This window comes from Bradyrhizobium genomosp. I (2014) (assembly GCF_000261685.1).
Taxonomy (GTDB): domain Bacteria; phylum Pseudomonadota; class Alphaproteobacteria; order Rhizobiales; family Xanthobacteraceae; genus Bradyrhizobium.
On the sequence record NZ_AJQE01000039.1, the window covers coordinates 1 to 25793 of the forward strand.

At 64.5% G+C, this 25793-nt stretch carries 25 protein-coding genes and 1 pseudogene; 18 read left to right on the plus strand and 8 right to left on the minus strand.

The window, feature by feature from the left end; translation table 11 throughout:
• Positions 1–429 precede the first annotated feature (429 nt).
• A complete protein-coding gene (locus IC50_RS03905) occupies positions 430–1020 on the minus strand; it encodes a PadR family transcriptional regulator (RefSeq protein WP_035700720.1) in 591 nt (196 codons plus the stop codon).
• Positions 1021–1233: 213 nt separating this feature from the next.
• On the opposite strand from IC50_RS03905, the gene IC50_RS03910 reads away from it, so the two are divergent.
• The 4 genes from IC50_RS03910 to IC50_RS03925 all read left to right on the plus strand — a co-directional run bounded on the left by IC50_RS03910 (position 1234) and on the right by IC50_RS03925 (position 7113).
• The gene (locus IC50_RS03910; protein WP_035700664.1) at positions 1234–1632 is read left to right on the plus strand and encodes a hypothetical protein; all 399 of its coding nucleotides are present in this window, start codon (positions 1234–1236) and stop codon (positions 1630–1632) included.
• A gap of 56 nt (positions 1633–1688) precedes the next feature.
• The gene (locus IC50_RS03915) at positions 1689–3479 is read left to right on the plus strand and encodes an acyl-CoA dehydrogenase C-terminal domain-containing protein (protein WP_035700667.1); all 1791 of its coding nucleotides are present in this window, start codon (positions 1689–1691) and stop codon (positions 3477–3479) included.
• A gap of 56 nt (positions 3480–3535) precedes the next feature.
• Entirely contained in the window at positions 3536–4744 is a 1209-nt protein-coding gene (locus IC50_RS03920; protein WP_035700669.1) for an acetyl-CoA C-acetyltransferase, read from the plus strand.
• Between the two features lie 155 nt (positions 4745–4899).
• Positions 4900–7113, plus strand: coding sequence for an FAD-dependent oxidoreductase (locus IC50_RS03925; RefSeq protein WP_035700672.1), 2214 nt, complete (start codon positions 4900–4902; stop codon positions 7111–7113).
• 302 nt (positions 7114–7415) lie between these two features.
• Here the strand turns inward: IC50_RS03925 and IC50_RS03930 are convergent, their stop codons facing one another.
• Positions 7416–7724 carry a hypothetical protein gene (locus tag IC50_RS03930; RefSeq protein WP_050990875.1) on the minus strand — a complete coding sequence of 103 codons (309 nt, stop codon included), beginning with the start codon at positions 7722–7724 and terminating at the stop codon, positions 7416–7418.
• A gap of 234 nt (positions 7725–7958) precedes the next feature.
• Positions 7959–8252, minus strand: a pseudogene (locus tag IC50_RS42920) (glutathione transferase GstA); the annotation flags it as partial.
• A gap of 159 nt (positions 8253–8411) precedes the next feature.
• Here IC50_RS42920 and IC50_RS03940 point away from each other — a divergent pair.
• The 3 genes from IC50_RS03940 to IC50_RS03950 all read left to right on the plus strand — a co-directional run bounded on the left by IC50_RS03940 (position 8412) and on the right by IC50_RS03950 (position 11067).
• Positions 8412–8906, plus strand: a complete 495-nt coding sequence (locus IC50_RS03940; protein ID WP_035700674.1) for a MarR family winged helix-turn-helix transcriptional regulator — start codon at positions 8412–8414, stop codon at positions 8904–8906.
• A gap of 99 nt (positions 8907–9005) precedes the next feature.
• The gene (locus IC50_RS03945; RefSeq protein WP_035700676.1) at positions 9006–10376 is read left to right on the plus strand and encodes a glutamate--cysteine ligase; all 1371 of its coding nucleotides are present in this window, start codon (positions 9006–9008) and stop codon (positions 10374–10376) included.
• Between the two features lie 112 nt (positions 10377–10488).
• Positions 10489–11067, plus strand: a complete 579-nt coding sequence (locus IC50_RS03950) for a PAN domain-containing protein (RefSeq protein ID WP_035700678.1) — start codon at positions 10489–10491, stop codon at positions 11065–11067.
• Positions 11068–11218: 151 nt separating this feature from the next.
• On the opposite strand, the gene IC50_RS03955 is transcribed toward IC50_RS03950, so the two are convergent.
• The 4 genes from IC50_RS03955 to IC50_RS03970 form a co-directional block, all read right to left on the minus strand.
• Positions 11219–11788: a nucleotidyltransferase family protein gene (locus IC50_RS03955; RefSeq protein ID WP_035700681.1), complete on the minus strand. Its 570-nt coding sequence runs from the start codon at positions 11786–11788 to the stop codon at positions 11219–11221.
• 24 nt (positions 11789–11812) lie between these two features.
• Positions 11813–12589 carry a signal peptidase I gene (gene lepB / locus IC50_RS03960; protein WP_035700683.1) on the minus strand — a complete coding sequence of 259 codons (777 nt, stop codon included), beginning with the start codon at positions 12587–12589 and terminating at the stop codon, positions 11813–11815.
• Entirely contained in the window at positions 12586–14013 is a 1428-nt protein-coding gene (gene tldD, locus IC50_RS03965) for a metalloprotease TldD (protein WP_035700726.1), read from the minus strand. Before tldD ends, lepB begins: the two co-directional genes overlap by 4 nt.
• A 112-nt stretch (positions 14014–14125) precedes the next feature.
• A complete protein-coding gene (locus tag IC50_RS03970) occupies positions 14126–14659 on the minus strand; it encodes an invasion associated locus B family protein (RefSeq protein ID WP_035700686.1) in 534 nt (177 codons plus the stop codon).
• Positions 14660–15105: 446 nt separating this feature from the next.
• Here IC50_RS03970 and coxB point away from each other — a divergent pair, with 446 nt between their 5' ends.
• The 9 genes from coxB to IC50_RS04015 all read left to right on the plus strand — a co-directional run bounded on the left by coxB (position 15106) and on the right by IC50_RS04015 (position 22203).
• Positions 15106–15960: a cytochrome c oxidase subunit II gene (gene coxB / locus IC50_RS03975; protein ID WP_035700687.1), complete on the plus strand. Its 855-nt coding sequence runs from the start codon at positions 15106–15108 to the stop codon at positions 15958–15960.
• Between the two features lie 87 nt (positions 15961–16047).
• Positions 16048–17664, plus strand: coding sequence for a cytochrome c oxidase subunit I (gene ctaD / locus IC50_RS03980; protein WP_035700690.1), 1617 nt, complete (start codon positions 16048–16050; stop codon positions 17662–17664).
• A 61-nt stretch (positions 17665–17725) separates the two neighbouring features.
• On the plus strand, positions 17726–18670 hold the full coding sequence (locus IC50_RS03985; RefSeq protein ID WP_035700693.1) for a heme o synthase: 945 nt from the start codon (positions 17726–17728) through the stop codon (positions 18668–18670).
• A complete protein-coding gene (locus IC50_RS03990) occupies positions 18667–18843 on the plus strand; it encodes a hypothetical protein (protein ID WP_035700697.1) in 177 nt (58 codons plus the stop codon). The genes IC50_RS03985 and IC50_RS03990 overlap by 4 nt, the downstream gene beginning before the upstream one ends.
• A gap of 5 nt (positions 18844–18848) precedes the next feature.
• A complete protein-coding gene (locus tag IC50_RS03995) occupies positions 18849–19502 on the plus strand; it encodes a cytochrome c oxidase assembly protein (RefSeq protein ID WP_035700700.1) in 654 nt (217 codons plus the stop codon).
• Between the two features lie 78 nt (positions 19503–19580).
• Complete coding sequence (locus IC50_RS04000; protein ID WP_035700703.1) at positions 19581–20477, plus strand: cytochrome c oxidase subunit 3; 897 nt, start codon at positions 19581–19583, stop codon at positions 20475–20477.
• A gap of 94 nt (positions 20478–20571) precedes the next feature.
• Entirely contained in the window at positions 20572–20973 is a 402-nt protein-coding gene (locus IC50_RS04005; protein WP_035700706.1) for a DUF983 domain-containing protein, read from the plus strand.
• A complete protein-coding gene (locus IC50_RS04010; protein WP_035700709.1) occupies positions 20970–21722 on the plus strand; it encodes an SURF1 family protein in 753 nt (250 codons plus the stop codon). The genes IC50_RS04005 and IC50_RS04010 overlap by 4 nt, the downstream gene beginning before the upstream one ends.
• A gap of 115 nt (positions 21723–21837) precedes the next feature.
• Entirely contained in the window at positions 21838–22203 is a 366-nt protein-coding gene (locus tag IC50_RS04015; RefSeq protein WP_035700712.1) for a nuclear transport factor 2 family protein, read from the plus strand.
• On the opposite strand, the gene IC50_RS04020 is transcribed toward IC50_RS04015, so the two are convergent.
• Complete coding sequence (locus IC50_RS04020; protein WP_035700714.1) at positions 22200–23540, minus strand: histidine kinase; 1341 nt, start codon at positions 23538–23540, stop codon at positions 22200–22202. The two genes, IC50_RS04015 and IC50_RS04020, sit on opposite strands and share 4 nt — an antisense overlap.
• Before the next feature lie 86 nt (positions 23541–23626).
• Here IC50_RS04020 and IC50_RS04025 point away from each other — a divergent pair, with 86 nt between their 5' ends.
• Positions 23627–24271: a response regulator transcription factor gene (locus IC50_RS04025; RefSeq protein ID WP_035700717.1), complete on the plus strand. Its 645-nt coding sequence runs from the start codon at positions 23627–23629 to the stop codon at positions 24269–24271.
• Between the two features lie 546 nt (positions 24272–24817).
• Positions 24818–25793 (plus strand): threonine synthase (gene thrC, locus IC50_RS04030; RefSeq protein ID WP_035700730.1); only part of this gene is annotated, 976 nt, incomplete at its 3' end.

Below are 25793 nucleotides of genomic sequence, written 5' to 3' on the forward strand. Positions count from 1 at the left end.
CATGCCGGCTCTGCGCGCAGCAGCTTCGGCCCGCTCCCGGACGGATGGATCGATGCCGTCGACACTCCACGATACGCGCGAATTCATGACTCTGTCCGGTTCCGACTCCGGCGCCCCACCCGGCGCCTCCAGCCTCCCCACGCGTTCCGGTTGTAAGTACAATCGAATTTGGCGCGGGTCGTCTGCCTCGAAGACCGACTTTTTCCTGTTACGGTAAATAACGGGTTAAGGAACGCCTCGCCGCTGTCTTAAAGTTGGGCGGGGGGAACCGGGAGCTGCTTGTCATCCCACAAATGGTGTCATGCTCCGCGGAAGCGCCGCGGCTTCTCCATTCCAACCGCGCCGCCTCGGGAATACTGGATCGTCCGCCTTCGCGGACGATGACAGCGAAATATGTGGCACGCCGCTGGTGATCGGTGCGCGCACCGTTCACCCCTTCCTCTCACGCTTGCCGTCCTCCAGCGGTACCACCGTGGCCTTGCCGCTCATCGCCGAGAGCGCCTCGAGTGTCTCCTCGCAGAAATCGGCCACCATCTGCTCGTGCCGAGCCCCTAAGCGGAGCAGGAGCAAATTGCCGAGATCGAGCTGGCCTTCCGCCGTGCCGTCGGGGAATCGCTTCTTCAGGATGCGCTCGTAATTGGCGTGGCGGTCGCGGTGATGCTCGAGCCGGGCCATCAAATCGGCGCGCAGCGGCTCGATGTCGATGCTGTCGAGGGCATGGAGGCGGACCAGGAGGTCGTCCTTGGTCGAGGCCGGCGTGCTTGGCCGCGCGGCCCAGTGCCGCAGCGCTGTTCTGCCTTCGGGGGTGAGCGTATACACTAGTTTGTTGGGCTTGCCCGATTGCACGACCTCGCGTCCCTGGATGTAGCCGCGATCGCGCAGCTTGGAGAGCTCGCGGTAGATTTGCTGGTGGTCGGCCTTCCAGAAGAAGCCGATCGAGGAATCGAACGTCTTGGCGAGCTCGTAGCCCGTCATCGGACGTTCCGTCAGGCATGCGAGGATCGCGTCGCCCAGTGCCATGACCGGCCTCCTGTTCTCGACCTTGTCCAACTGGCTTGACTTTATGCGCATCGGCGCATATGCGTCAATGTGCATATGAGGCGACCCTTGGGATGGGGCCAAAGACCCCGCCCGAAAATCCAGCGAAATCAAGCTGGGCGCTACTGTGCATGGGGTTGTTTTCGCGTTTTTTTGCCAAGGCTCCTGGAAAGCCCTTTAGGGAGGCACCCGACAATGACCGGCCTCGATTCCTGGTACGCCTACATGAAGTCCCAAGATCGCGCTCAAGCCCGCACCGCGCTCTGGGACTTGCTGCACCCCGATGCCGTGTTCGAAAGCCCCGTGGTGCACACGCCGCAGCGCGGCCGCGACATCACCTTCAAATACCTCGCCAGCGCCGAGAAGGTGCTCGGCGGTCCCGGCTTCAGCTATGTCGGCGAGTGGAAGAGCGCTGATGGCGCCGTGCTCGAATTCAAGAATGTGATCGATGGCATCGAGATCAATGGCGTCGACATCATCAGCTTCGATACTGAGGGACGCATCACGCATTTCAAGGTGATGGTGCGGCCGCTGAAAGCGATCAACATGCTGCACCGCCTGATGGCAGAGCAGCTTGCCGCCGTCCAATCATAGGCCCAACATCATCCCTTCGAGGCCCAAACACTTCAAGGACATGCCGGGAGAACACCATGCCGATCTATAAAGCCCCCGTCGAAGACGTGAACTTCCTGCTCAACGACGTCTTCCAGATCGACCGCTACGACAATCTGCCGGGCTTCTCCGACGCGTCGAGCGACGTGCGCGAAGCGATTCTGGGCGAAGCCGCCAAGCTCGCCGAAGAGGTGCTTCAGCCGCTGAATCGTGTGGGCGATCTCGAAGGCTGCAAGCGCACTGAGGACGGCAGCGTCGCCACGCCGAAGGGCTTCAAGGAGGCGTTCAGGCAGGTCGCCGAGGGCGGATGGCTCGGCCTGTCGGCCCCGACTGAATATGGCGGGCAGGGCCTGCCGGTGACGCTGAGCCAGGCGGTCAACGAATTCCAGATCTCCGCCAACATGGCGTTCTCGATGTATGGCGGCCTCACCATGGGCGCGACCGCGGCCCTCCTGGTGCACGGCACGCCGGAGCAGAAGCAGACCTACGTTCCGAAGATGATCGCCGGCGAATGGACCGGCACCATGAACCTGACCGAGCCGCATTGCGGCACCGATCTCGGCATGCTCCGCACCAAGGCGGTGCGCCAGCCCGACGGCAGCTTCAAGATCACGGGCACCAAGATCTTCATTTCGGCCGGCGAGCACGATCTCGCCGACAACATCATCCACCTCGTGCTCGCCCGTATCGAGGGCGCGCCCGCCGGCATCAAGGGCGTGTCGCTGTTCGTGGTGCCCAAGTTCCTTGTGAAGCCGGATGGCTCAGTCGGTGCGCGCAACGGCGTCGTCTGCGGCTCGATCGAGCACAAGATGGGCATCCACGGCAATTCCACCTGCGTGATGAACTACGACAACGCCACCGGCTGGCTGATCGGCGAAGAGAACAAGGGCATGCAGGGCATGTTCGTGATGATGAACGAGGCCCGCCTCGGCGTCGCCGTGCAGGGCCTCGCGCAGTCCGAGGTCGCCTATCAGAACGCCGTCGCCTATGCGCGCGAGCGCATCCAGGGCCGCGCGCTCACCGGCGCCAAGGCGCCGGACAAGCAGGCTGACCCGATCATCGTGCACCCCGACGTGCGCCGCACGCTGCTTTCGATCCGCGCCTTCAACGAGGCCGCGCGCGCCTTCGTGATCTGGACCGCGCTGAAGAGCGACGTCGCCCACCGCTCCGAAGATCCCAGGGATCGCCAGGCCGCCGACGACCACATGGGCCTGATGACGCCGGTGCTGAAGGGCTTCCTCACCGACTACGGTTTCGCCAACGCGGTGCAGGCGCAGCAGATGTATGGCGGCCACGGCTACATCGCCGAGCAGGGCATGGAGCAGTTCGTGCGCGATGCGCGCATCGCCATGATTTATGAAGGCGCCAACGGCATCCAGGCGCTCGACCTCGTCGGCCGCAAGCTGCCGCGCGACGGCGGCCGCGCCATCATGGCCTTCTTCGGCGAGGTGATGGCCTTCGCCAAGGAGAACGGCGGCGACGAGGCGCTGAAGCCGTTCATCGTGCCGCTTTCGACCTCGCTCGGCCATCTCCAGCAGGCCACGACCTGGCTGATGCAGAATGCGATGGCGAAGCCGGACAATGCCGGCGCCGCCGCGACCGACTATCTGCATCTGTTCGGCTTCGTCACGCTCGGCTATATGTGGGCGAAGATGGCCAAGGTGACGCTAGGGAAGATTGCCGAGAGCGGGGCGAGCCCCTATCTCTCGACCAAGCTCGTCACCGGCCGCTTCTTCATGGAGCGGATGCTGCCGGAGACCGCGGCCAATCTCGCGCGTATCCAGGCCGGCTGCGCCACCATCATGGAATTGCCGGCGGAAGCGTTCTGAGCCTGCTTCCGCAGCCTGCTCCCAACCGCATCTGAACATCACATCAGGAGGGCGTCATGCCTGAGGCATTCATCTACGACCACGTTCGCACCCCGCGCGGCCGCGGCAAGGCGGACGGCGCGCTGCACGAGGTCACGGCGCTCGCGCTCGCCACCGTGCCACTGAAGGCGCTGAAGGACCGCAACAGCCTGCCGGAAGATTCGGTCGACGACGTCGTGCTCGGCGTGGTCGATCCCGTCGGCGAGGCTGGTTCCGACATCGCGCGCTTCGCCGCGCTGAAGGCCGGCCTCGGCGATGCCGTGCCCGGCGTGCAGATCAGCCGCTTCTGCGCGTCCGGCCTCGATGCCGTGAACTTCGCTGCGGCGCAGATCATGAGCGGCCAGCATGACCTGGTGATCGGCGGCGGCGCCGAATCGATGAGCCGCGTCGGCATCGGCGCCTCCGGCGGCGCTTGGCCGATGGATCCCTCGATTGCGGTGCCTGCCTATTTCATGCCGCAGGGCGTCTCGGCCGATCTGATCGCGACCAAGTACGGTTTCTCGCGTGACGACGTCGACGCCTACGCCGTGCAGAGCCAGCAGCGCGCGGCCAAGGCCTGGGACGAGGGTCGATTCGACAAGTCGGTGGTGCCGGTCAAGGACATCAACGGCCTCACCATCCTCGCCAGGGACGAGCACATGCGTCCCTCGACCACGATGCAGTCGCTGGCGCAGCTGCAGCCGTCGTTCACGATGATGGCGCAGATGGGCGGCTTCGACGGCGTCGCGGTGCAGTCGCATCCGGAGGTCGAGCGCGTCAATTACGTGCACCACGCCGGCAATTCGTCGGGCATCGTCGACGGCGCCGGCGCCGTGCTGCTCGGCAGCAAGGAAGCGGGCGCGAAGTACGGCATGAAACCGCGGGCAAAAATCCGCGCGTTCGCGAACATCGGCTCTGAGCCTGCGATGATGCTGACCGGTCCGGTCGACGTCACCGAAAAGCTGTTCGCGCGTTCCGGCATGAAGAAGTCGGACATCGACCTGTTCGAGCTCAACGAGGCCTTCGCCTCCGTCGTGCTGCGCTACATCCAGGCCTTCGACATCGACAACGCCAGGATCAACGTCAATGGCGGCGCGATCGCGCTCGGCCATCCGTTAGGGGCGACCGGCGCGATGATCCTCGGCACCGTGCTCGACGAGCTCGAGCGCACCAACAAGTCCACCGCCCTGGTGACGCTGTGCATCGGCGGCGGCATGGGCACCGCGACCATCATCGAGCGCGTCTGACGAACTGCCGTAGGGTGGGTTAGCGCAGCGTAACCCACCTTTTCTGTTTCCGCGGATGAAGACAGTGGTGGATTACGCCTTCGGCTAACCCATCCTACGAGATCACCATCAATCGCCGCGCCTGAGACCGGCTGCGGCACCGAGGAGCAACCAACATGTCGTACAAGAACTTCAAGGTTGAAACCGATTCCGACGGTATCGCGCTCGTCACCTGGGACATCCCGGGCCGTTCGATGAACGTGCTCGACGAGACCTCGACCAATGAGTTGGAGGCGATCGTCAAGGCGACCACGGCGGACGCCGCGGTGAAGGGCGTCGTTATCACCTCCGCGAAAGAAGCATTCTGTGCCGGCGCCGACCTCTCCATGCTCGAGGGCATGAACCAGGCCTACGCCAAGGTGTTCAAGGAGCAGGGCGAGACTGCGGCGAACCAGATGCTGTTCGACCAGAGCCGCCGCTTCTCGCTGGTGCTGCGCTCGATCGAGACGTCGGGCAAGCCGTGGGCGGCCGCGATCAACGGCCTCGCGCTCGGCGGCGGCTTCGAGATCACGCTGTGCTGCCATTATCGCGTCGCGGCCGAAAACCCCAAGACGCGTCTCGGCCTGCCCGAGGTCAAGGTCGGCCTGTTCCCCGGCGCCGGCGGGACCCAGCGCGTGCCGCGCCTGGTGCCCCCGCAGGACGCGATGACGATCCTGCTCAAGGGCGATCCCGTCACGGTCGAGAAGGCCAAGGCGCTGAATTTGATTCACGCCATCGTTCCCGCCGCCGACCTCGTCAAGGCCGCGAAGGATTGGATCAGGGGCGGCGGCAAGGCCGTCGCGCCCTGGGATGAGAAGGGCTTCAAGCTCCCAGGCGGCCCGGTGTTCTCCAAGGCCGGCATGATGATGTTCCCGGCCGGCAACGCGATCTACCGCCGCGAGACCTACGACAACTATCCGGCCGCGCGCGCCATCATGAGCTGCGTCTACGAGGGCCTGCAGCTGCCGATCGATGCCGCGCTGCGCGTGGAGTCGCGCTACTTCACCTCGGTGCTGCGCTCGAAGGAAGCGGCCGCGATGATCCGCAGCCTGTTCCTGTCGATGCAGGAGCTCAACAAGGGCGCGCGCCGCCCGAAGGACGTAGCCCCGACCAAGGTGAAGAAGATCGCCGTGATCGGCGCCGGCTTCATGGGTGCGAGCGTCGGCTACGTCTCGGCCCGCGCCGGCCTCGACGTCGTCCTGATCGACCGCGACCAGGAGAGTGCCGACAAGGGCAAGGCACATGCGCAGAAGGTGATCGAGGAGCAGATCAAGAAGGGCCGTGCCAAGCCTGGTGACGCCGAAGCGCTGCTCGCGCGCATCACGCCGACGGCGGACTATGCCGCGCTGAAGGACGTCGACCTCGTCATCGAGGCCGTGTTCGAGGACCGCAAGGTCAAGGCCGAGACCTTCGCCAAGGCGCAGCAATATCTCAAGCCCGACGTGATCTTCGCGTCGAACACTTCGACGCTGCCGATCACTTCTCTTGCTGAATCCTTCAAGGATCAGGGCAAGTTCGTCGGCATCCACTTCTTCTCGCCGGTCGAGAAGATGATGCTGGTCGAGATCATCCTCGGCAAGAACACCGGCGATGTCGCGCTTGCGACCGCGCTCGACTACGTCCGCCAGATCGGCAAGACGCCGATCGTGGTCAACGATTCTCGCGGCTTCTTCGCCAACCGCTGCGTCGGCCGCTATGTCGCCGAAGGCAACGAGATGTTCCTCGAGGGCGTGCCGCCGGCGATGATCGAGAACTGCGCCAAGATGGCCGGCATGCCGGTCGGCCCGCTCTCGCTGTCGGATGAAGTCGCGCTCGACCTTGGGCTCAAGATCATGAAGGCGACGGAGGCCGATCTCGGCCCCAACGCCATCAATCCCGATCAGAAGAAGCTGATGGTGGAGATGGTCGAGAAGCAGGGCCGCTTGGGGCGCAAGAACAGCAAGGGCTTCTACGACTATCCCGAGAAGGGCAAGGGCCAGAAGAGCCTGTGGCCGGGCTTGTCGGCGCTGCAGCCGAAGCAGCTCGACCCTGATACGCTCGATATCGAGGAACTGAAGCAGCGCTTCCTGGTGGTGCAGGCGGTGGAAGCCGCGCGCACGGTGGAGGACCACGTCATCACCGATCCGCGCGAGGCGGATGTCGGCTCGATCCTCGGCTTCGGCTTTGCGCCGTTCACCGGCGGTACGCTGTCCTATATCGACTTCATGGGCACGAAGAAGTTCGTCGAGCTCTGCCGCAAGCTCGAGGCGAAATACGGCTCGCGCTTCACGCCGCCGAAGCTGCTCGAGGAGATGGCTGCGAAGGGCGAGACCTTCTACGGCCGCTTTGCGCCGAAGAAGGCGGCGGCCTGAGTGAGCTGTTGCCCGTAGGGCACGCAGAAACAAAGGGCCGGATCATCGATCCGGCCTTTCTTATTTTCCGACTGGCGCGCCGGCGGGGCGACGCTCGCTCGGCCCTGGCACCGCTCTTGCTGATGTTCCACGGGATGGCCCATTGGCGTTGAAGGTGTCCCGCAATGATCCCCACGGTGTTTCAAGACAGCGCAGCCGGCGTTGCGATGAGATACGCCCCCTTGTTGCTGCAGGGGCGGCCGTGGCCGCGCCGCAGGCTGCTCCGGCGGCGCAGAAAAATTCCTTCGTGGGGCGGCCTCGTCCTACTCGTCCTCCTTCTTGATATCGCGATGGCCGTGCTTGCCTGGCTCGCCGTCGATGTCGTCCTGCATTGAGAGCTCGCCCCTGTGCAGGTGGAACGTCGCCGCCAGATAGGCGAGCTGGCCGGCAATCAGGCAGCCGACGACGATTGGAATGCCCGTCCAAAGTCCAAAGCCCGAGGTCTGAAGGACTGTCGCGGCAAGGATCGCGGTCGCCGGCGAGACCAGTAGCAGAGTCCAGACTCGGAAGATCAGCCCCGTCGCGAGGCCGGTGATTGCGCTCGCGAGCAGGAGAAGGAGTACAGCCGTCACAATAGCTTCCCGGTCCAGTGGTCTGCGTCGTGTTCCCTCGCTGAAGCTGAGCCAAGTGGAGTGCTCTCACAAGGATGGCGACGGCCGCGGCGCATACAACGCAGAGTTATTGTTAACCCCGACAATGCTCGTAAAATTGATGTCAGCGCGTTTTGAATCTTCGGATTCCGCAAATGGTGAGAGCAAGGAGCCTGATCATCGATCCGAGTCTTCGTCGCCTCGCCTGTCGTGCTCCGCGAACAGCGGACCAAAGCTCCTGCGCAGATCGGAAGGGGCGGGAATTCAGCCTGCGGCGCTCGGAACCATCGCGGACCGGCGCCCGCGCCTCGGCCGGGGCCTGACGGCGATCTTCTGGACAATCACCGGGCCTTCGGTCACGATCTCACCGCTGTCGAGGCCCGGCGCAGGGACCTGCCCCTCAGGGTTCAGCTTCAGATATTCCTCGCCATTTTCGAGCTTCCTGGCGCCGATTCGACCTCGACCAGATCATAGGGCGGGCCGGCTTTCAGGAGGGCGATGTGGCGACAGCGAGCAGGCACCGGCCGAATCGTACGGGTTTCACGGAATTTCTCCGCCTGATGCTTGGTTCGGCCGAAAGAGCAACTACATGCACTTGCTTGAAATAGTCAAGATTGATGCAGGTGCATCGAATGGAGTAAGAGACGGGCGACGAGCTTGAGCGGGACCATGAAACGCAAACCATCGACCGAGGCAACAGCCGCCTGGATCCGCCTGATGCGGGTGCAGAGCCGCGTGCTCGATTGCGTCGAGCAGGACTTGAAGAAGGCCGGCTTCCCACCGCTGGCCTGGTACGATGCGCTGCTCGAATTGTCGCGGGCGCCCTCGGGCGAATTGCGGCCGGTCGAACTCGAACGGCAGATGCTGATCCCGCAATATTCCACCTCGCGGCTGATCGACCGCCTGGTCGACGAGGGCCTCGCCTCGCGGCGCGAATGCAAGATCGACAAGCGCGGCCAGTTCGTCGAGATCACGGAGGCCGGCCGCGAGCTGCAGAAGCGGATGTGGGGCGCCTATTCGGCTGCGATCGAGAAATATGTCGGTTCGAAATTGTCTGATGCCGACGCTGTCAAGCTCAGCGGTCTGCTCGATCGCCTGGGCTGCTCGTGCGGCGAGATGAAACTGCCGCCCGCGGGCGTCAACGAAAGCATGCCGTCGCGATGATCGCGCGGCAAACCCGCTCGTCCGCGCAACCGGTGGGTTCGCGGACCATCCCTGTCACCCGCGCGCGTTCGGTCGAAGCGCTTTTGATTAGAGTTTGATATGGCGCGAGACCAGATCGATATGACGCCGATGCAATCACGCGACGAGCTCGTCGCGTGGTTCGAGGCCGGCTGCAAGGACCCGTCCGAATTCCGCCTGGGCACCGAGCACGAGAAGACGCCGTTCACGCTCGAAGGCCACCGTCCCGTGCCTTACGAGGGCGCACGCGGCATCGGCGCGCTGCTCGAGGGCATGAAGCTCCTGCTCGGCTGGGAGCCCATCATGGAGAAGGGCAACATCATCGGCCTCTACGACGTCACCGGCGGTGGCGCGATCTCGCTTGAGCCGGGCGGGCAGTTCGAGCTGTCCGGCGCGCCGGTCGAGAACGTGCACCAGACCCAGAGCGAGTTGATGGCGCACCTTGCCCAGGTGCGCGAGATCGCAACACCGCTCGGCATCGGCTTCCTCGGGCTCGGCATGACGCCGTCCTGGTCGCGCGCCGATATCCCGGTGATGCCCAAGGGTCGCTACAAGATCATGACCAATTACATGCCGAAGGTCGGTCGGTACGGCCTCGACATGATGTACCGGACCTGCACGGTGCAGACCAATCTCGACTTCTCCTCCGAAGCCGACATGGTCAAGAAGCTGCGCGTCTCGCTCGCGCTGCAGCCGGTCGCCACCGCGCTGTTCGCCAATTCGCCGTTCACCGAGGGCAAGCCGAACGGCTTCCTCTCTTTTCGGTCCGAAATCTGGCGCGACACCGACAACGCGCGTTCGGGCATGATGCCGTGGGCGTTCGAGGACGGCATGGGGTTCGAGCGCTATGTCGACTACGCGCTCGACGTGCCCATGTATTTCGTCAAGCGCGACGAGGAGTACATCGACGTGTCGGGGTCCTCGTTCCGCGCGTTCTTCGACGGCCGCAACAACAACCTTCCGGGCCAGCGTCCGACGCTGTCGGACTGGGCCAACCATCTCTCGACCATCTTCCCGGAAGTGCGGCTCAAGCGCTATCTCGAGATGCGCGGTTCCGACGGCGGCCCGTGGGGCCGGTTACCGGCTTTGCCGGCGTTCTGGGTCGGGCTGCTCTACGACGACGCTTCGCTCGATGCCGCCTGGGACATGGTGAAGCACTGGACCGTGCATGAGCGTCAGGCGCTGCGCGACGACGTGCCGCGCTTCGGCTTCAAGGCGCGGATCAGGGACCGCTATCTGTTCGAGATCGCCAAGGAGTGCCTCGTTCTTGCGCATGCCGGCCTGCGCCGGCGCGGCCGGATCGACCAGCTTGGCCGCGACGAGACCCGGCACCTCGAGCCGCTCGATCGCATCATCGATTCCGGCCGGACGCCGGCGGAGGAGATGCTGGAGAAGTTCAACGGTCCCTGGAAGGGCTCGGTGGAACCGGCCTACGCGGAGTACGCGTTCTAGACCTTTAGGCCAACGACGGGAGTTGAGCCGTTCATCGCCCGTACAGGTTTGCGGCGATCAAATGACCGGCTGAAAAAACCTGAGCGTCGTCAATAATTCGAAAGCTGTTCCGATGGGGAAGGGCCATCTGACCGGAGCCATCGTGGCAAAGGTCCTGGCAAGCGTCGTGGCATGTGTCGCGCTGCTATCGCTCGCATTCGCGAGTGTGCCGGCGCGCGCCCAGACCGCGTTCGACCGCCCCGGCGGTGACTATTTCAGCACGCCGGTCGTGTCGGGTGATCCCGAGGATTGCGCGCTGCTGTGCGAGCGTGATCGCCGCTGCCGCTCCTGGAGCTTCAGCTATCCCGACGTCGAGGGCGGCTCGGCGGTGTGCTGGCTGAAGAACACCGTGCCGGCGCGCGTGCCGGGGAGTTGCTGTATCTCGGGGGTGCGTGGCGCCGGCGTGATCGAGCCGCGGGTCGAGGGCGTCGAGACGTCGATCGACCGCCCCGGCGGCGATCTGCGCAATTTCGAGCTGAAGGTGGGGGAAGGCGTGGAGGTCTGCAAGGCTGCGTGTACCGCCGACAACAAATGCCGCGCCTTCACCTATGCCCGCCCCGGCTACACCGGGCGAGAGGCGCACTGTTTCCTGAAGAGGGAAATCAAGCCGCCGCGCCGCAAGGCGGGATTCACGTCGGGCGTGGTGCGGTAGTGTTCGTATTCGTGCGCCGGACGCAGTGCGGCGCTCCTTCAGCGCCGCACTGCAGAGCGGGGGCCCATGCCACAGCGCATTCGGTTGCGCCATGGGTTCCGGCTCTGCGCCGCATCGTTTCACGATGCGCCTTGTCCGGGACACGTCAGGCTTATGCATCCGCCCCGATCACCGTGAGCTCCGGCCACAGAGCCTTCCATCGCGCAGCCTTCGCCTCGTAATTGGCGATGGAAAAATTTGGCGCCCGGTTGGGCCGCACGATCAGCCTTGCGACGTCATCGAATCCGTGGGGAGCATAGACGTCGAAACTCTCGCCCGCGCGTCTCGCTCCGATTTGCGTATTCTGCGTCAGGAAGCGATCGATGCCGTCGGTCGAGCGCGCCAGCGGCGGATAGGGCAGGCCATGCTTGTCGGGGTACCACAGATGCACCCGCGCCTGGTTGCGGACCTCGACCTTGGCGCCAAGATGCGCGAGCCGCGCATGCAGCCTGCGGAGCACCGCGTCCTCCGCTTCCCACGAGGTATCGGAATCGAAATAGAACACGTCGTAGTCGGCGATGCCGTGGTCGATCGCGCGGCCCGTGAGCACGTTCCACACTGTCTGCACCAGGCATCCTGCGACCAGCCACGCATCCGGCAGCCCGTGTCGCGCCAGTTCATCGATGATCGCGACGTTGACTGGATTCTTCAGCGCGGTTGCGAGGAATTCGTCGCGGTTCATCGTGAGGGTGGCGCGTGCTGCCGCTCAATGCACCGCGGTGAAGAACCGTGCCAACCTGAACCCGGACAGCCAGGTCCATACCGGCTGGCCGCGCATGCCGAGATCCCAGGAGCCGAGCACCGCATCCGCACGGCCGATCAGATTGTCGATCGGCAGCAGGCCGACGCCGCCGGACCTCAGCGGCACGCGGCTGTCGGCGGAATTGTCGCGGTTGTCGCCGAGCACGAAAAGCTGGCCGGGCGGCACCGTCACCTCGGGCGTGTTGTCGAGCGGGCCGTTGTCGCGCATCTTGAAGATCAGATGCGAGACGCCGTTCGGCAGCGTCTCGACATAGCGGTAGGCAGGCTCGCTGCTGCCATTGTCGTTCTCGGCCGCACCGACGCCGTCCGGCTTGAGTTCGGCGGGGCGGTCGTTGATGAAGAGCTGACCCTGCCGCATCTGGATGCGGTCGCCGGGCAGACCCACGACGCGCTTGACCCAGGCCTGCGAGCGATCGCCGGGCCAGCGGAACACGACGACGTCGCCGAGTTTCGGCGTCTCCGCGAAGACGCGGCCGCTCTCGGGCAGGTTGATCTGAATCGGCAGCGACGAGGTGCCGTAGCCATAGGGGAATTTCGAGGCGAGCAGCGCATCGCCGATCAACAGCGTCGGCTCCATCGAGCCCGATGGCACGTAGAACGGCTCGGCGAGCGCGCCCTTGGCGATGAAGACCGCAGCGACGATGCCGGCGAGCTGCACGAGTTGCCCACCCCAGCCGCTGCTTTTCCGCTTCGGGGTGACAGTTGCTTTCTCAACGCTCATGCGCCCGTTCCACCCACCGTGATGCGTTCCATCAGAAGCGACGGCTGGCCGACGCCGACAGGCACGCCCTGGCCGTTCTTGCCGCAGGTGCCGATGCCGGTATCGAGCGCAAGGTCGTTGCCGATCATGCGGATGCGATGCAGGTCGGTCGGCCCGTTGCCGATCAGCATGGCGCCCTTGAGCGGGGCCCCTAACTTGCCGTTCTCGATCTTGTAGGCCTCGGTGCACTGGAACACGTATTTGCCCGAGGTGATGTCGACCTGGCCGCCGCCGAAATTCGCGGCGAAGACGCCATTCTTCACCGAGCTAAGGATCTCGGCCGGATCGCGGTCGCCCGCGAGCATGTAGGTGTTGGTCATGCGCGGCATCGGCACATGGGCATAGCCCTGGCGACGGCCGTTGCCGGTCGGCTTCATGTTCATCAGGCGCGCGTTCTGGCGGTCCTGCATGTAGCCGACGAGGATGCCGTCCTCGATCAGCACGGTGCGGTTGGTCGGCGTGCCCTCGTCGTCGATCGACAACGAGCCGCGCCGCGAGGCAATGGTGCCGTCATCCACCACGGTGACGCCCTTGGCCGCGACCTGCTGGCCCATCAAGCCGGCGAACGCAGAGGTCTTCTTGCGGTTGAAGTCACCCTCCAAGCCGTGGCCGACCGCTTCATGCAGCATCACGCCGGGCCAGCCGGCCCCGAGCACGACGTCCATCTCGCCGGCGGGAGCAGGAACAGATTCCAGATTGACGAGCGCTTCGCGCAGCGCCCCGTCGGCGGCCTCGCGCCAGTTCCTGCTCTCGATGAATTCGGCATAGCCGGCGCGGCCGCCATAGCCCTTGCTGCCGCTCTCCTGGCGGTCGCCCTGGCCGGCGACAACCGAGATGTTGACGCGTACCAGCGGACGGATGTCGCGATAGCTCTCGCCGTCGGGCCGCAGGATCTCGACGACCTGCCAGGTCGCCCCGAGACTGACGCTGACCTGCCGAACCCGCGGATCCTTGTCGCGCAAATAGGCGTCGATCTCGGCCAGCAGCTTGACCTTGGTCTCGAAGCCGGGCGCATCGAGCGGATTGTCGTCACTATAGAGCCGCACGTTGGTATGCGCCGGCGGGGCCGCAAAGCTGCCCGAATAGCCGCCGCGCACGGCCGCGACCGCGTCGGCGGCGCGAATCAGCGCCGGCAGCGAGACATCGGAGGAATGTGCGTAACCCACCGCGTCGTCCTTGACGGCGCGAAGCCCAAAACCCTGCGAGGTGTCGTAGGTCGCCTGCTTCAGCCGCCCATTGTCGAACATCAGCGCTTCGGTCTGGCTGTATTCCAGGAACAGTTCGCCGTCGTCGGCGCCCGAAAGCCCGCGCGCGACCTCGTGGCGAACCTGGTCGCGATCGAGATTGGCGCGCTCGAGCAGGGAGGTTGTGGCGGGGTTGGTCATGCGTCCGTCCATTATCTGAAGATGTGGGGCAAGATAATGGTTTCGGACTGGTTCCGCGAGGGCGCCAAGCCTCACATTACGGAAACAATAGGATCGCCAATATGAGCCGCCGTTACGGCAGCTTGTCATAGCCCTCGGCGAGCCCGTTCAGGCTGAGCGGGAAGCCGATGCCTTCCTCCGGCGTCTCGAAGATGATGAAGGTCGCGGTCTTGGCGCTGCGGAGCTGCCCCAGCAGCTTGTCTTCGAGGACAACCTCGGCGACGCAGCCGTTGGGCAGGCAGCGGACGAAGCCGGCGCGGCCGACGTCCTGGTTGTCGAGCTTGAGTCCGAGACCGGAGGGCAAGAGGACCCCGAGCGGGGCGACCACGCGCATCAAGCGGCTCTTCTGGTCGGCGGTCTTGAGCACGATCACGGTCAGGCCGGCATTGGAGCGGTCTTCCGCCACGACGCTCTGGATCAGGGCGCATTGCTCGGTCTGGGCGCCGGGCGGGGTGTCGCAGCGGATCTGCCAGTCGCCATGGACGGAGCGGACTGCGCCCTGCGCATGAGCGAGGCCGGGAAGCGCCAGGAGAATGATCGCAGCCAGGAGGGCGGCCAGCGCCGGAAGGCCGTTAGCCGGCTTTGCCATCGATCTCGAAAGCCCCATCGGGTCGGTCCCTCTGCTCGCCTTCTTCGCTTGCACCTGGCGGACTGATACGGGAATGACGGCGCCTTGAAGGCAATTCCAAGCAAATTCCGCGCCGCCTCGTGCCGCCGCCGCCCGCACGAATCAGGCTCCTGCGCGGCCACGCGCCAGTGCCTACCGCGGGCAATTCCGCTGTCAAGCCGCAGCATCCCGGGAAACGGTATTTTTGTCTGATGTTACTGGGAAATATCTTGCCGGTGATGGCTGACAGACGGGGCTCAAGACTGCATTGCGATAGATCAAGAATTATGGTTTGAGAGGCTTGATTTCGCGTTCTAGCGATCTGGCCCCAATTCCTCTTAGAGGTATTCTTGCGTGGCGGTTTGTCGGACTGGCGGGTCGAATAAGCGTTTCCCGGAAACAGGGGAATGCACTTGGGGTGATTTCGTAAGGGGAGCGCGAACGGCATGAGGATGTCGATGGGTCGGGTGGGCCGGCAATTGCTGGGATTGGCCACCATCGCCTTGGTGGCGGCTGGCATCACGCTGGGGACGGGTGGTGCGGCATTCGCCGAGCTCGGGCAGCCGGCGCCGTGGGAGTGGACGCTTCAGCAGTCCGGTTCCCCGGTGATGGACAATATCGTCTGGTTCCACAACTTCCTGTTCGTGCTCATTACCCTGATCACGCTGTTCGTCCTGGCGCTGCTCGTGATCGTGGTCATCAAGTTCAATGCGAGGGCCAATCCGGTGCCGTCGCGGACCACCCACAACACGCTGATCGAGGTCGCCTGGACGCTCGTTCCGGTGCTGATCCTGGTCGGCATCTCGGTGCCGTCGTTCCGGCTTCTGTTCCTGGAGCTCGACGTGCCGAAGGCGGACCTGACCATCAAGGCGACGGGCAAGCAGTGGTATTGGTCCTATGCCTATCCCGACAACGGCAAGTTCGAGTTCGACTCGCTGATGGCGCAGGACAAGCAGCCCCGCCTGCTCGGCGTCGACAACGAGATGGTGGTGCCGGTCAACAAGGTGATTCGCGTCCAGACCACGGGTGCCGACGTCATCCACGCCTTCGCGGTACCGGCTTTCGGCATCAAGATCGACGCCATTCCGGGCCGCCTGAACGAGACCTGGTTCAAGGCCACCAAGACCGGCATGTACTACGGTCAGTGCTCGGAACTGTGCGGCAAGGATCACGCTTTCATGCCGATCGCCGTGCGTGTGGTGAGCGACCAGGAGTTCGCCTCCTGGGTCGAGACGGCGAAGAAGAAATTTGCGAGCGGCGGCACGAGCACCTACGCCTCCGCGGCCGGCCCGACGCAATAGGCGTCGCGTGACGGCTTTCAGGGACTGAAAGCGATAAAAGGGCGGGACCTCCAAAGGTCCGAATGGGACGCAAGGCAGGATTTGAAAATGGCAACGAGCGCAGCGGCACACGGCGATCACGCCCATCATGACGAGCATGCCCATCCGACCGGATGGCGGCGCTACGTCTACTCGACCAATCACAAGGACATCGGCACGATGTACCTGATCTTCGCGGTCATCGCCGGCGTCATCGGCGCCGCGATGTCGATCGCGATCCGTGCCGAGCTGATGTACCCGGGCGTGCAGATCTTCCACGAGACGCACACCTACAACGTGTTCGTGACCTCCCACGGCCTGATCATGATCTTCTTCATGGTCATGCCCGCGATGATCGGCGGCTTCGGCAACTGGTTCGTGCCGCTCATGATCGGTGCGCCCGACATGGCATTCCCGCGCATGAACAACATCTCGTTCTGGCTGCTGCCGGCCTCCTTCGCTCTGCTCCTGATGTCGACCTTCGTCGAGGGTGAGCCCGGCGCCAACGGCGTCGGCGCCGGCTGGACCATGTACGCGCCGCTGTCGAGCTCCGGCCATCCGGGCCCGGCCGTCGACTTCGCGATCCTGTCGCTGCATCTGGCGGGCGCCTCGTCGATTCTCGGCGCCATCAACTTCATCACCACCATCTTCAACATGCGCGCGCCGGGCATGACCCTGCACAAGATGCCGCTGTTCGTGTGGTCGATCCTGGTGACGGTGTTCCTGCTGCTGCTGTCGCTGCCGGTGCTCGCCGGTGCGATCACCATGCTGCTCACCGACCGCAATTTCGGCACGACGTTCTTCGCGGCCGACGGCGGCGGCGACCCCGTGCTGTTCCAGCATCTGTTCTGGTTCTTCGGCCACCCCGAGGTGTACATCCTGATCCTGCCCGGCTTCGGCATGATCAGCCAGATCGTCTCGACCTTCTCGCGCAAGCCCGTGTTCGGCTATCTCGGCATGGCCTACGCCATGGTCGCGATCGGCGGCATCGGCTTCGTGGTGTGGGCGCACCACATGTACACGGTCGGCATGTCCTCGGCGACGCAGGCCTATTTCGTCGCGGCTACGATGGTCATCGCGGTTCCGACCGGCGTGAAGATCTTCTCCTGGATCGCCACCATGTGGGGCGGCTCGATCGAATTCCGCGCCCCGATGATCTGGGCGGTGGGCTTCATCTTCCTGTTCACGGTCGGTGGCGTCACCGGTGTCGTGCTGGCGAACGCGGGCGTCGATCGCGTGCTGCAGGACACCTACTACGTCGTCGCGCACTTCCACTACGTGCTGTCGCTCGGTGCGGTGTTCGCGATCTTCGCCGGCTGGTACTACTGGTTCCCGAAGATGTCGGGCTACATGTACAACGAGACCTTGGCCAAGGCGCACTTCTGGGTCACCTTCGTCGGCGTCAACATGGTGTTCTTCCCGCAGCACTTCCTCGGGCTGTCGGGCATGCCGCGCCGCTACGTCGATTATCCCGATGCCTTCGCCGGATGGAACCTGGTCTCGTCGATCGGCTCCTACATCTCCGGCTTCGGCGTCCTGATCTTCCTCTACTGCGTGATCGACGCCTTCGCCCGCAAGGTGCCGGCCGGCAACAATCCCTGGGGTGCCGGCGCGACCACGCTGGAGTGGACGCTGTCCTCGCCGCCGCCCTTCCACCAGTTCGAAGTGCTGCCCCGCGTGCAGTAAGCAATCTTCCGCGGCGCCCGTGACGGGCGCCGCGGCGCTATAACGAAGCGAGTAAACTTAAGTGTCCGTCCTCGACCAGAACGCCATCGACATCAATCCCCGCATCTCCGAAGCGGAGGTCGGCGATTACATCGCGCTGCTCAAGCCGCGCGTGATGTCGCTGGTGATCTTCACCGCGCTGGTCGGAATGGCGATGGCGCCGGGGCATTTCCACCCGGTGCTCGCGTTCACCTCGCTGCTCTGCATCGCCGTCGGTGCCGGCGCCTCAGGCGCGCTCAACATGGCGCTCGAAGGCGACATCGACTCCAAGATGTCGCGCACCGCGAACCGGCCGATCCCGCGCGGCCGCATCACCAAGCCCGAGGCGATGGCGTTCGGCATGACGCTCGCGTTCTTCTCGGTGATGACGCTCGGCATCCTCGTCAACTGGATCGCCGGCGCGCTGCTCGCCTTCACCATCTTCTTCTACGTCGTGATCTATACGATGGGCCTGAAGCGCTGGACCACGCAGAACATCGTGATCGGCGGCGCCGCCGGCGCGCTGCCGCCGGTGGTGGCCTGGGCCTCGGTGACGGGTACGGTCGACGTCGAGCCGCTGCTGCTGTTCGCCATCATCTTTTTCTGGACCCCGCCGCATTTCTGGGCGCTGGCGCTGTTCCGCTCCGACGACTACGCGCGCGCCGGCATTCCGATGCTGCCCAACGTCGCCGGTCCCGACGCGACCCGGCTCCAGATCCTGCTCTACACCATCGTGCTGATCGCGGTCGCCGCCGCGCCCTGGGCGCTCGGCTATTTCGATGCGGTCTACGGTATCATCTCGCTGATCCTGGGGGCCGGCATGCTGGTGCTCGCGATCAACGTCTATCTGCGCCGCGAGCGCAGCCAGTCGCTGCGCGCGACCCGCAAGCTGTTTGCCTTCTCGATCCTGTATCTGTTCGCTTTGTTCGCAACCCTGCTGGCCGAGGTCGTGTTCCGGGCGCTGGCTCCGATAGTTGGGGGCGCATGATCACAGCGATGGCCGACAAACCCGAGCCAGATGGAATCGTCCTCACCGAGGCGCAGAAGAAGAGCCGTCGCCAGCGCTCTATCGCCATTGCTTTGGCGCTCGGTGTCCTCGTGGTGCTGTTCTTCGCCGTGACCATGGTCAAGGGGCCGGCAGTCCTCGTGCGGCCGATGTAGGAAACATGGATCACGAGCCGACCATATCGCAGGATATCAGCGCGAAGCCGGCCAATCTCAAGCCGGCCAAGCGCCGCGGGCTGGGTCGCGATGTCGTGGTCGCCTCGATCTGCGGCGGCGTGGTCGCGCTGATGGTCGGTGCGTCCTACGCGGCGGTGCCGTTCTACAACTGGTTCTGCCGCGCCACTGGTTTCAACGGCACGACGCAAGTGGCGACCTCCGCGCCGGCCACCGGGCCGATCGCACGAAAAATCTCGGTCCGCTTCGATTCCAACGTCGCGCCTGGCCTGCCCTGGAAATTCGAGCCGGAGCAGAACGAGATCGAGGTCAATATCGGAGAGGTCGTGACGGTCTTCTATACCGTGACCAACCAGGCCGCGCGCACCACGTCGGCCCAGGCCGCCTACAATGTCGCGCCGCTGACGGTCGGCTCCTACTTCCAGAAGATCAACTGCTTCTGCTTCACGGAGCAGACCATGGCGCCTGGCGAGAAGCGCGAGATGCCGGTCGTGTTCTACGTCGATCCGTCGATCGCCGACGATCACGAGAACGACGGGCTCAACACGATCACGCTGTCCTACACCTTCTATCCGGTGAAGGAGCCCATGGTGAAGCCGCTGGCATCGGGCGAAGGCGACAAGCGCAAGGGAAATCTCTGACCGCCGGGCTCGCGCTCGAAGGGTCGGAAACAAGGGGATAAGTGCCTGACAGGCACGGGATTGAGGAGAGAGACGGAAATGGCCACGGCGCACACCAAGCATCACGACTATCACCTGGTCGATCCCTCTCCGTGGCCGGCCGTCGGCTCGCTCTCGGCCTTCATCATGGCGGTCGGCGCGATCGCCTGGATGCACCACATGTTCTCCGCCGCGCCGATCGTGTTCGGCGTCGGCGCCGTGGGCGTGCTCTACACCATGGCGAGCTGGTGGGGCGACGTGATCAAGGAAGCCCAGTACAAGGGCGACCACACCCGCGTCGTGCAGCTGCATCACCGCTACGGCATGATCCTGTTCATCGCCTCCGAGGTGATGTTCTTCGTCGCCTGGTTCTGGGCTTATTTCAACGCGGCGCTGTTTCCGGCCGACGCCGTCCACGCCACCCGCGACGCGGTATTCGGCTGCGGCCTCGGCACCCAGCCCGGTGCCTGCGCGGTCCCCGGCACCTGGCCGCCGAAGGGCATCGAGACTTTCGATCCCTGGCATCTGCCGCTCCTGAACACGCTGATCCTGCTCACCTCAGGCACCACCGTGACCTGGGCGCACCATGCGCTGCTCGAGAACGACCGCCAGGGCCTGAAATACGGCCTGATCCTCACCGTCCTGCTCGGTGCGGCGTTCACCTGCGTGCAGGCCTATGAGTACAGCCACGCAGCGTTCTCCTTTGCCGGCAACGTCTACGGCGCGACGTTCTTCATGGCGACCGGCTTCCACGGCTTCCACGTGCTGGTCGGCACCATCTTCCTGCTGGTCTGCCTGTTCCGTGCCTATGCCGGCCATTTCACGCCGAAGCAGCATCTCGGTTTCGAGTTCGCCGCCTGGTACTGGCACTTCGTCGACGTGGTCTGGCTGTTCCTGTTCCTCTGCATCTACGTCTGGGGACGCGGCGCCGAGGCCATGGCCCACGCCGCGCACTGAGCCGAACCGAACCGATCAGAAAGGGCGGCCCCAGGGCCGCCCTTTCGCTTTCCGGCCGGAAGTTCCGGCGGAAACTGTGATAGGGTCCGCCATCATGAACGACACCGCCAGCGATCCCCCGTCCCAAACCACAGTCCTGCAAAGCGCGATGCGCGGGCTTGCCTGCAAATGCCCGCGCTGCGGCCAGGGCAAGCTTTATGCGGGCTTTCTGACGCTCGCGCCCGCCTGCGACCGTTGCGGCCTCGACTACGCCTTCATCGATACCGGCGATGGTCCGGCGATCTTCATCATCATGCTCGCCGGCGCCATCGTCGTCGGCTGCGCGCTCGTCGTCGAGGTCAAGTACCAGCCGCCGTTCTGGCTGCACGCGGCGCTCTGGCTGCCGCTGATCCTCGCCACCACGCTGTTGCCGCTGCGTGCGATGAAATCGCTGCTGATCGCGCTGCAATTCCACCACAAGGCTGCGCCGGGCCGGTTGGTCGATCGCGCGAAATGAACGAGCCTGCGCGCAAGGCCCGCGTGGGCGGCTTCGCGCTGTTCACGCTGTTCCTGACGGCTGTGTTCGTCGCACTCGGTGTCTGGCAGTTGCAGCGCCGGACCGCGAAGCACGAGCTGATTGCGGCACTCACCGAGCGGCTTGCCGCGGCGCCCGTGGCACTGCCGCCGCCGGCGCTATGGGCTGGCCTCAATCCCGCGCGCGACGAATTCCGCCGCGTCAGCTTCACCGCAACCTACGCAGCCCAGCCCGATGCGATGGTCTATTCCTCCGGCTCGGCGGTACGCAAGGACGCCTCCGGGCCCGGCACCTGGGCGTTCCTGCCGGCGCGACTTCCCGGCGGCGGGACGGTCGTGATCGATGCGGGCTTCGTCGAAAACACGATGCAGGATCGCGGTGTCGAGGATCGCGCGGTGAAGAAGCTCGTCACGGGCGAGCCGGTGGCGCTCACCGGCTATCTGCGCTTTCCCGAGGCGCCAGGCTGGCTGACGCCGGCGGAGAACCGCGACAAGCGGCTCTGGTTCGTGCGCGATCATCCGGGTATCGCAAGCGCGCTTGGCTGGGGCGCGGTTGCGCCGTTCTATGTCGACCTCGAGCATCCCGCGCCCGCGAATGGCATTCCGCGCCCGGGCCCGCTCGAGGTGAATCTGAAGGACGACCACCTGCAATATGCTGTTACATGGTTCACGCTTGCAGGTGCCGTGCTGATCGCCTTCGCCGTGTGGGCAAGAGGCCGGCGGCGGAGCTGAGCTCGGCCGGAGATGCGTCGAGCAGGCCCGGTATCGTCCGGGGTTTATTGTTCAGCGCATATTCACGAGTGTGGTCCTAAGCGGCAGGTATTTTCCGCGGCAGACAGGATGCGGCGTGAGCGATTTCGACCAGATGGGAATTATCGTCGATTGGGTGGACGCCTGCCGGGAGGGAGACCTCGCGGCGCTGCTCGATCTCTATGCCGACGACGCCAGGCTCGAATGCACGTGCAACGGCACGCAGCGATATCACGGCCGCAGCGAGCTCGAGGCCTATTGGCGGCCGCGGCTCAGCGCCTTCGCCTCGGCAGGTTTCGGGCTGGAGGAAATCCATCCGGCGCCCCACGGCGTCGATCTCGAATATTCCGTCGCGGGCGCGCTGCGCATTCAGGCCTCGTTCTGCTTCAGCCCGGAAGGCAAGATCCGCAGCACGCGGTGCGAGCCGGCGCGACAGAACGCGCATGATGGCTGCGTATGCTAGCCTGATGACGGCGCGTCCCGCGTCGTCTCGACGGGAAGACGGCAGCGCACGTAAGTTCGCTCATCGACGCGCAACAGGGACAGCGATCCGCTGAGCGCGCGCACGCGCTCATGCATGCCGGTCAAGCCCCGGCCGAAGACGTTGTCCGCGGGAAAACCGCCGCCGTCGTCGGAAATCTCGATGACGAGCATCTCGCTGGCGACGGTCGCCCTTACATGGGCGTTGCCGGCGTTGGCATGGCGTCGCACGTTGGTCAGTGCCTCCTGGATCACCCGATACACGGTTTGGGCCAACGGCCCGTCGATCACGTTCAGATCGGCATCGATCGTGTCCGTCAGGATGATATGCGGCGCCTGCCTGCGAAAATTCCGGAGCAGCGTCTGCACGCTGGTCGAAAGGCCCAGCTCCTCGATATAGAGCGGCCGCAGCCGGTCGAGGATACGACGGTTGGTCTGCTGGAGCGCCTCGACCGATTGCAGAAGGTCCTGTCCCGAATTGCCGAAATGTCCTGCCGGCGGTGCGGCCTCGACCAGCGCGATCGTGCCGGCGCGGATGCTGAACAGCAGCGGTCCGAGCTCGTCGTGCAATTCGCGGGCGAGATCGCGCCGCTCGTCGTCCTGGAGCGACACCAGGCGGTGCATCAGACGGCGATTGTCCTGGCTCAATTGCGCCAGCGTTGCGGCCAGCGCATTCGCCTCTTCGCAGCCTTGCCGGATTTCCGGCGGGCCTCCGACCGGGATCGGCCTGGTGTAATCACCCTGTCGTATTCGCGTGAGACCTCGGCTGAGATCTTGCAGAGGCCGCAGGATAGATCCCGCCAAGACATAGGCGATCGCGCCGGTAAGAACCATCAGCGCGGCGACCAGGCTGGTGAGCGCAACAAAGCCGATCCATTTCTCGAACAGATCGGCCGACATGTCCTGCAGGAGCACGATATCGCCGACGCGTCTGTCGTCGATCATCACCGGGGATGCCGCGTCCATGTCGGGGACGGCGAGATGGTCGATGAACCATTGCGGCACGCCATGCGGCTTGCGCAGGCCGCCCTTCGGTGAAGGCGCGGGACCTGCGTCCACGGCGCGGAATTGGATATCTGAGGAGGTGTCCAGGGAATGGACAAAGGCGTCGAGCGTCTGCCGTGGATCGTCCGATGCGCGCAGGGTGTTGTTGAGCGCGGCGGCGATGGCCGCTGTCGAACGCCGCCTAGGCTCGCTCTCCTCCGCCAATTGGCCCGTTGCGAATATCTGGAGCAGCACGCCAGCCAGGATCGACGCCGCGAGAAAGCTGGCGCCGAGCGGAAGAAACAGTTGCGTCCTGAACGAAAGTCGTTGCCACATTAGGCCAATTCTAACGCGCATCGGCGGGATTTGCCCTTTCCATTTATTCCCGTCGGTCTATGAGTCGAAAAACAAGAGAGTGCGCGATGCAAGATACCGCCAAGCTGGCGACCAGGGTCCTGATCGTCGACGACCATCCCGTGGTGCTGTCCGGTTGCCGCACCCTGTTCGCATCCGACCATTCAATTCGCATTGACGAGGCGAGCGACGCCAAATCCGGTCATCGCGCCTATGTCAGCAAGCGGCCCGACGTCACCGTGATCGACATCGGCCTGCCCGATGTCTCCGGCTTCGAACTGATGCGGCGCATCCGCAAGGATGATCCCGACGCCAAGATCATCATGTTCAGCATGAACGACGATCCGGCCTTCGTGGTGCGGGCAGTCGAGCTTGGGGCGCAGGGCTATGTCTCCAAGGGCGACGATCCCCGGATCCTGCTGAAAGCGGTGCGCAAGGTGGTCGCGGGCGACAATTTCATCTCGCCGCAGCTTGCGGAGGCCGTGACGTTTTCCGGCGCGGCGATCAAGGCCAATCCTGCCTCGCAGATGACACCGCGGGAGCTGGAGATTCTCCGCCTGCTTGGACGCGGCGACAAGATCGTCGAGGTCGCCGAGGCGCTCGGCATCTCCTACAAGACGGTCGCCAACACCACGTCTCTGCTCAAGCAGAAGCTGGGCGCCAAGAATCACTCCGACCTGATCCGGATCGCCGTGGAAATCGGGATGAACTGAGCTTCCGAAGCGACCGAACCGGCTGCATCCAGGATGCAGCGGCTCGGTCGACGGATCGACGCCGCCGTTGGCCGGGCAATGCATGGGCAACGCGCTGACACCATCCATGGGCACAATGGACCGAGGCTGCATTCGTTCCTGCAACGGGGCAATGGATCGGGAAAAAGCGGCATCTGGAAATCAAGGCTCGGCTCTATCGCACGGGCGAACGCTCGCAGCCGGTCGGGAAGAATAGGAACATTTTTCGGCTGGCGCAGTTTTGGCTCTTGACGATTTCGTGACGGGCGACGAAAGCTTGCCGGAACAGTTTTGACGGCTCGGCGACCCCGACGAAGCAAACCGGTCTGCACACAACGACAGACCTTCCAAGAGAAGGGCTGCGGCAAAGCCGCAGCCCTTTTTCATGGGATAAGGGGCGGGCGGAAGCGGTTTCCTGATGCCGCAAAACACTTTATGGTGGCCCAAAGCCTCTGGCTGTTGACAAGTAATCTTGTAAAATCAAAGGCTTAGATCGAGCTCCGACTCGGCCGGCCTTTGGAGGGCAGTTTGACTCGTTATATCTCGACCAGGGGCGAGGCCCCCGAACTCGGCTTCTGCGACGTGATGCTCACCGGGCTCGCCCGTGACGGTGGCCTGTATGTGCCGGCGACCTGGCCCCAGCTCCCGACCGAGACGATCGCCGGTTTCTTCGGTCGCCCCTATTGGGAGGTCGCGGTCGACGTGATCCGGCCCTTTGCCGGCGGCGAGATCACGGACACCGAGCTTGGTCGTATGGCGAACGAGGCCTATGCCACCTTCCGCCACCCCGCGGTGGTCCCGCTACGCCAGATGTCGCCGCACCAGTTCGTGCTGGAGTTGTTCCACGGTCCGACGCTCGCCTTCAAGGACGTGGCGATGCAGCTGATCTCGCGGCTGATGGACCATGTGCTCGCCAAGCGCGGCCAGCGCACCACGATCGTGGTCGCCACCTCCGGCGATACCGGCGGCGCCGCGGTCGAAGCCTTTGCGGGGCTCGAGAATGTGGACCTCATCGTGCTGTTTCCGCACGGCCGCATCTCCGAGGTGCAGCGGCGGATGATGACTTCGACCGGCGCGGCAAACGTCCATGCGCTCGCCATCGAGGGCACCTTCGACGATTGCCAGGCGCTCGTGAAGGGGATGTTCAACAACCACCGCTTCCGCGATGCGACCTCGCTGTCCGGCGTCAATTCCATCAACTGGGCGCGCATCGTCGCCCAGGTGGTCTACTATTTCACCTCCGCCGTTGCCGTCGGTGCGCCGGCGCGTGCGGTCGATTTCGTCGTGCCGACCGGCAATTTCGGCGACATCTTTGCCGGCTATGCCGCCAAGCGCATGGGGCTGCCGGTGCGCACCCTGCGCATCGCCGCCAACGTCAACGACATCCTGGCGCGCACGCTGAAGACCGGAATTTACGAAGTGCGCGAGGTGCACGCGACGGCGTCGCCGTCGATGGATATCCAGATATCATCGAACTTCGAGCGGCTGCTGTTCGAAGCCAGCC